This window comes from Paenibacillus sp. P22 (assembly GCF_000469945.2).
Taxonomy (GTDB): domain Bacteria; phylum Bacillota; class Bacilli; order Paenibacillales; family Paenibacillaceae; genus Paenibacillus_O; species Paenibacillus_O humicus.
In genome coordinates this window covers 1-5,189 of the sequence record NZ_CBRA020000247.1, presented here as the reverse complement: position 1 = coordinate 5,189, position 5,189 = coordinate 1, and the positions used below count along the sequence as shown (strand labels likewise).

Genomic DNA, 5,189 nt, shown 5'->3' with positions numbered 1-5,189 from the left:
CGACGACGGAGCCGCCGACGACGGAGCCGCCAACGACGGAGCCGCCGACGACGGAGCCGCCGGCAACGCAGACGCCGACACCGACGGCAAAACCAACGCCGGCGCCGGAAGAGACGCCAACACCGTCAGCGACGCCGACGCCAAAACCAACAGCGACGCCGACAACGGCACCAACAGCGACGCCTGCGCCTACCGCCAGCCCTAGCGGAATCATCGTTGTCAAGCCGGAACAGCTGGCATCCGGCACGGCTGCCGTACAGGTCGCTTCGGACACAACCGAAATCAGGCTTCCGGCGGATTCATCCTCCAAGCTGAAGGCAGAGGGCCTTACGATTGAAGGAGCCGGACATGCATTCGAGCTCGTGATTCCGGCCGAGCTGCTCAAGCAGCTGGAGAGCAAGATCAAGGCATCGGACAGCCAGACGGCCTACCTTTCCTTGAAAATGAACAAGCTGAGCGGCTCGGAAGCGGCAGCCCTTGCGGCAAAAGCCGGGGTTAACTCCGCTGCCGACGTCAAGGCACTCAGCGATATGTATGAATTCACGCTCTCGGCTTGGACAGCGAACGGCGAAGCGGCCGTATTGTCGAGCTTCAACGTGCCGGTCACGCTGCGCTTCAAGCTTCCCGCCACCGATGGAAGCAAGCTGTACGGCATCTACTATGTAGCGGACGACGGCAGGCTGGAGTACATCGGCGGCAAGACGGAGAACGGGGAAATCACCGCTCAAATCAAGCATTTCAGCAAATATGCGGTGCTTGAAGTGAAGAAGTCGTTCGCCGACGTGGCGCCGTCCTATTGGGCGCATGACCTGATTGCCGAGCTTGCGGCCAAGGGAATCGTCAAAGGAACGAGCAGCTCGGCCTTCGAGCCGAAACGTTCCATCACGCGTGCGGAGTTCGCTTCGCTGCTCGTGAACGCCCTTAAGCTCGAAGCAACGAAGGAGACGGCGTTCAAGGATGTTTCGTCCTCCGCCTGGTATGCCGATGCGGTTGGAAAAGCCTATGCCGCAGGCATCATTTCGGGACGCAGCGCGGCTGTCTTCGATCCGAACGGCCTGATTACCCGGGAGGAGATGGTCTCGATGCTGATCAAAGCGTATGAGATCCTTCATGGAGCGGCTGCGGCTCCGTCCCCGCAAGCTGGCGCGGAATTCACCGACCTGGCTAAGGTGGCTCCATGGGCGGTCATCCCGGTGAAGCAGGCCGCATCGCTCGGCCTGATCCAGGGAAGATCCTCGGGACAATTCGTGCCGAAGGGAATCTCGACGCGTGCGGAAGCCGCGCAGCTTCTTTACAACCTGATGCTGAAGTAGCAGCTGCCTTTGATCTGCGATGCTCTTCCCTGAAGAGCATCGCATTTCTTTCATTCACACCATGACTCCGGGAGTTGAATCCACATTGAAAAGAGCCATTAGGCGCCGCCGCCTTCCATTTGTCCTTATCGCCTTGCTGCTGGTCAGCCTGGCATCGGTCGGCGGCGTATCCGCCCATGCGTACAGCGCCAGCTACACGACCCTGGAGCTGAGCAAGTCGGAGACTGCTCTCACCTACGCCATCGACGAGCTGTCCGTCATGGAATTGGCGGGAGGGGACGAGGACAAGAACGGCATGCTGGACGAGGCCGAATTCGAGAGCGTCAAGTCTCGGCTCGGGGAAGTGCTTGAGAGCAAAATCACATTGAAAATAGCCGGAGAAGCTCAAAAGCCGGCAGCTCCCGCCGTCTTAACCCTGGACAGGAAGGGAAGCGGAACCCAAGCGGTCTACCGCGCCTCCTACCCGGCTCCGGTCTCGGGACAGCCGGCTTCGCTCGACGATCAGCTGTATCTGAACGACACCAAGTCCAACTACGTGAACCTGGTTACGATCAAGTACGGCAAGCAGACGAGCACCTCCGCGCTGTCTGGGGGCGACCGCCTGTGGACGCTCCTTCTGACGGAAGCGGATTATGCCTCTCTTCCCGACCATCCGCCCGCAGACGACGGATCGGTTCCGCAGACGGACAGCGGCCAAGCCGGTACGGAGCCCCAAGGAACAGCGGACAAGGCCTCTGACGGCGGAGCCTCGCCTTTCTCCGGCTGGAAATCCTTCTTCAGCCTTGGCGTCCATCATATCCTTGGCGGCTACGACCATCTGCTGTTCCTGTTCTCGCTGCTCATCGCCAGGCAGTCGTTCAAGCAGTACGCGGCTACGATCACCGCTTTCACCGTGGCCCACAGCCTGACGCTGACGCTGACGGTGCTCGGCTGGATCGACGTGCCCGTGTGGATCGTGGAACCGCTGATCGCTCTCAGCATCTGCTACGTAGCGGTCGAAAATATAATCCGCAAAAAAGTCAGCCGCAGATGGGTCTTGACGTTCTTCTTCGGGCTTGTGCACGGGATGGGCTTTGCCGATATTCTCAAGGAAATGAATATTCCGTCCAACCAGCTCGCGGTCAACCTCATCAGCTTCAATCTCGGCATCGAGGCCGTGCAGCTGGCGATCGTCGCCGTTCTGCTGCCGCTCCTGCTGCTGCTTCGCCGCTCCAGGCATGACCGCAAGGTCATGCTGGCGGGTTCTGCCGCTGCTTTGCTGTTCGGAGGCATCTGGCTTGCCGAGCGCGTATTGTCCCTATAAGCCCCTAAGGAGGAAACGCCATGCAGCCTTCTGCCGCAGCCAATGAAGCTGCCAAGCCCAAGTCCAATGCATCGCTACTGGCGCTGTTTCTGCTCGGGGCTGTAACGCTGCTTTACCTTTTTGCCGGAGAGGAGGGCGGCAGCGGGACGGACGGCAAGCTCCAGCTGTTCAAGACGATGTTCCTCAGCCTTCTCATCGAGGCGCTTCCCTTCATCCTGATCGGCGTCGTCGTCTCTGCCCTGCTGCAGGTGTTCGTTCCCGACCGGATCATCCGGAGGGCGATCCCGAAAAACCCGCTGCTCGCCGTGCTTGCGGCAAGCCTGCTCGGCATCATCGTGCCGATCTGCGAATGCGGGATGGTGCCCGCTATCCGCAGGCTGATCCGCAAAGGCATGCCGCTTCATGCCGCGACCGCATTCATATTGGCCGGGCCGATTCTCAATCCGATCGTCCTCTGGTCGACGCTCGCCGCCTTCCGAAGCCATCCGGAAATCGCCTGGATCCGCATGGGCCTCGCTTTCACGGTTGCCATCGCGGCAGGGCTTGCGGTCCATCGCTTCGTCATCGGGCAGGCTCTTCGCGGCGAGGACGCACCGTCGTCCTCCGTGACGGGAACAGCGGCAGGCGTCAAGCCTCCGGACAAAAACCGCGGGCGCGCTTCCCGGCAGCCCGCGGCAAGCTTGTCCCAAGCCGCGAGCCCGCCGCCGTCGAGCTTGCCGAAGGCGGCCAGACTTCATTCCGCAATTCAACCAAAGGCGGCCGGCCTCCATGCCGCAAGTCAACCCGAAGCTGCCGCTCCGCCGTCGCCCTTCCGGGTGCTGGCGCCGGTTCAGAGCCGCAACAGAGGCTTTGAAGCGGCAGGACATGCCGTCAGCGAGTTTTTCGATATGGGCAGATACGTGGTGTTCGGTTCGTTTCTCGTCGCTCTGCTCATGACGTTCGTGGCACAATCCGACCTGGCCTCGCTGGGCGGAGGGAGCGCGGCCGGCAGCATATCCATGATGGCGCTCGGGTTCCTGCTTTCTCTTTGCTCCACGTCGGATGCCTTTATCGCCCAGTCGTTCTCGGCCTCCTTCACCGGCGGATCGCTGATCGCGTTCATGGTGTTCGGCCCGATGATGAACCTTAAGGTCATGCTTATGATGCTTGCCGTCTTCAGAACCCGCTTCGTGCTCGGACTGTGCGCGTTCGCCGCCGTTCTTGTCTTCGCTGCCGCAATCGTTCTGGATATGACGCTGCTACACTAAGGAGGAACGCTGCCATGAGGTTTAAATGGGATGGAATGAAGGCTGACCAGTGGATAAAGGGCCTGATCCTGCTCGGATTCGGCGCGTTCCTGCTGCGGCTGGACTGGACGGGCGAGATGCTGTTATACGTATCCCCGTCCCTGAGAATCTACGCAAGGCTGTCGGCTTACGGGCTTGCGGCGGGAGGGCTGCTGCAGCTGTACCTGTGCGCGGCTCCGGGAAGGTCGCGGCATCTTGCCTGCGCTTGCGGATTGCATTCTGATCCGCATGAACACAGTCATGAACACAGCCATCACAGCCACAGCCATGGCCACAGCCATGACCATGCAGGGCACAGCCATGGCGCGCCTGCGGGAAGCGTGCGGCAGGCGATGCTGTACAGCCTGTTCCTGCTGCCGCTGCTGCTCGGCTTTGCGCTTCCGAATACATCCCTTGCCGGATCGCTGGCCGATTCCAAAGGCATCAATCTGGCCCATGCTCCGGCATCGGGCGGCAGAGCCGTTCAGGGGCCTGGGCAAATCGAGGCTGGGACGGACGGCTTCCATACCGATCTCTACAACAAGGATTACGCCAAGCTGGCGGAATGGCTGTACGCCAAGCCGGAAATCGCGATGGGCGACACCTGGTTCATCGAGTCGCTCAATGCGCTCAATATGTTCCCGGACCGCTTCGAGGGGAAAACAATCACCATGACCGGCTTCGTATACCGTCAGGAGGGATTGACGGATTCCCAGTTCATCGTCGGGAGGATGGCGATGATCCACTGCGCGGCGGATATGATGCCTTACGGCATTATCGCCGTCAACGACTCCGCGTCCCAATTCAAGGACAACAGCTGGGTCAGCGTGACCGGCACGGTAGCCCGCACGGAATACCAGGACCAGCAGGTCATCCAGATCGTCGTGACGGAAGCGAAGGAGGCGAAGCCCTCCGCGGTTCCCTATGTGTACCCGGACGCGGGCTTTGCCGCCAAGCTATAGAGGAATTGAACAGGAGGTGGCATCATGCTGCTGGAGTGGGGAAGCTTGGCTCTTATCGTATTTGTGTCCTTGTACGGAATTTTGGCTTCTTCGGCCGAAGGGGCGCAGTTCCGCCGGCTTGCCGTTTCCGGACTCGCTTTGACGGCAGGGGCGGCTATGGGAGCGGCAGCCGTGCAGGCTGCCGGCTACGGCCTGGCCGTGCCGCTAGCCGCCGCAGTCCTTTTTGCGGCCGCAGGCGCGGCCCTGATGAAGCGCCGCGCTGGAGGAGCCGAAGCGCTGGCCTGGGGGCAAAAAACGAGCACCCAAAATGGGTACCTAGTTCCACGATTAGGCTTGGTTTGGTATA

At 60.9% G+C, this 5,189-nt stretch carries 5 protein-coding genes; all 5 read left to right on the top strand.

Annotated features, from left to right (window positions below):
• Positions 1 to 1,313: S-layer homology domain-containing protein (locus BN871_RS24635; protein ID WP_198158103.1), on the top strand; the 1,313-nt coding region annotated here is incomplete at its 5' end.
• Between the two features lie 85 nt (positions 1,314 to 1,398).
• The gene (locus BN871_RS24630; protein WP_048749640.1) at positions 1,399 to 2,616 is read left to right on the top strand and encodes a HupE/UreJ family protein; all 1,218 of its coding nucleotides are present in this window, start codon (positions 1,399 to 1,401) and stop codon (positions 2,614 to 2,616) included.
• A gap of 20 nt (positions 2,617 to 2,636) precedes the next feature.
• Positions 2,637 to 3,863, top strand: coding sequence for a permease (locus BN871_RS24625; protein ID WP_021881822.1), 1,227 nt, complete (start codon positions 2,637 to 2,639; stop codon positions 3,861 to 3,863).
• Positions 3,864 to 3,877: 14 nt separating this feature from the next.
• The gene (locus BN871_RS24620) at positions 3,878 to 4,843 is read left to right on the top strand and encodes a TIGR03943 family putative permease subunit (protein WP_048749639.1); all 966 of its coding nucleotides are present in this window, start codon (positions 3,878 to 3,880) and stop codon (positions 4,841 to 4,843) included.
• A gap of 24 nt (positions 4,844 to 4,867) precedes the next feature.
• A partial coding sequence (locus BN871_RS24615; protein ID WP_048749637.1) for a hypothetical protein occupies positions 4,868 to 5,189 on the top strand: 322 nt, incomplete at its 3' end.

What these genes read in the sequence shown, in the direction of transcription:
- BN871_RS24625 (WP_021881822.1), top strand. Translation starts at nt 2,637, where the DNA reads ATGCAGCCTTCTGCCGCAGCCAATGAAGCTGCCAAGCCCAAGTCCAAT.
- BN871_RS24620 (WP_048749639.1), top strand. Translation starts at nt 3,878, where the DNA reads ATGAGGTTTAAATGGGATGGAATGAAGGCTGACCAGTGGATAAAGGGC.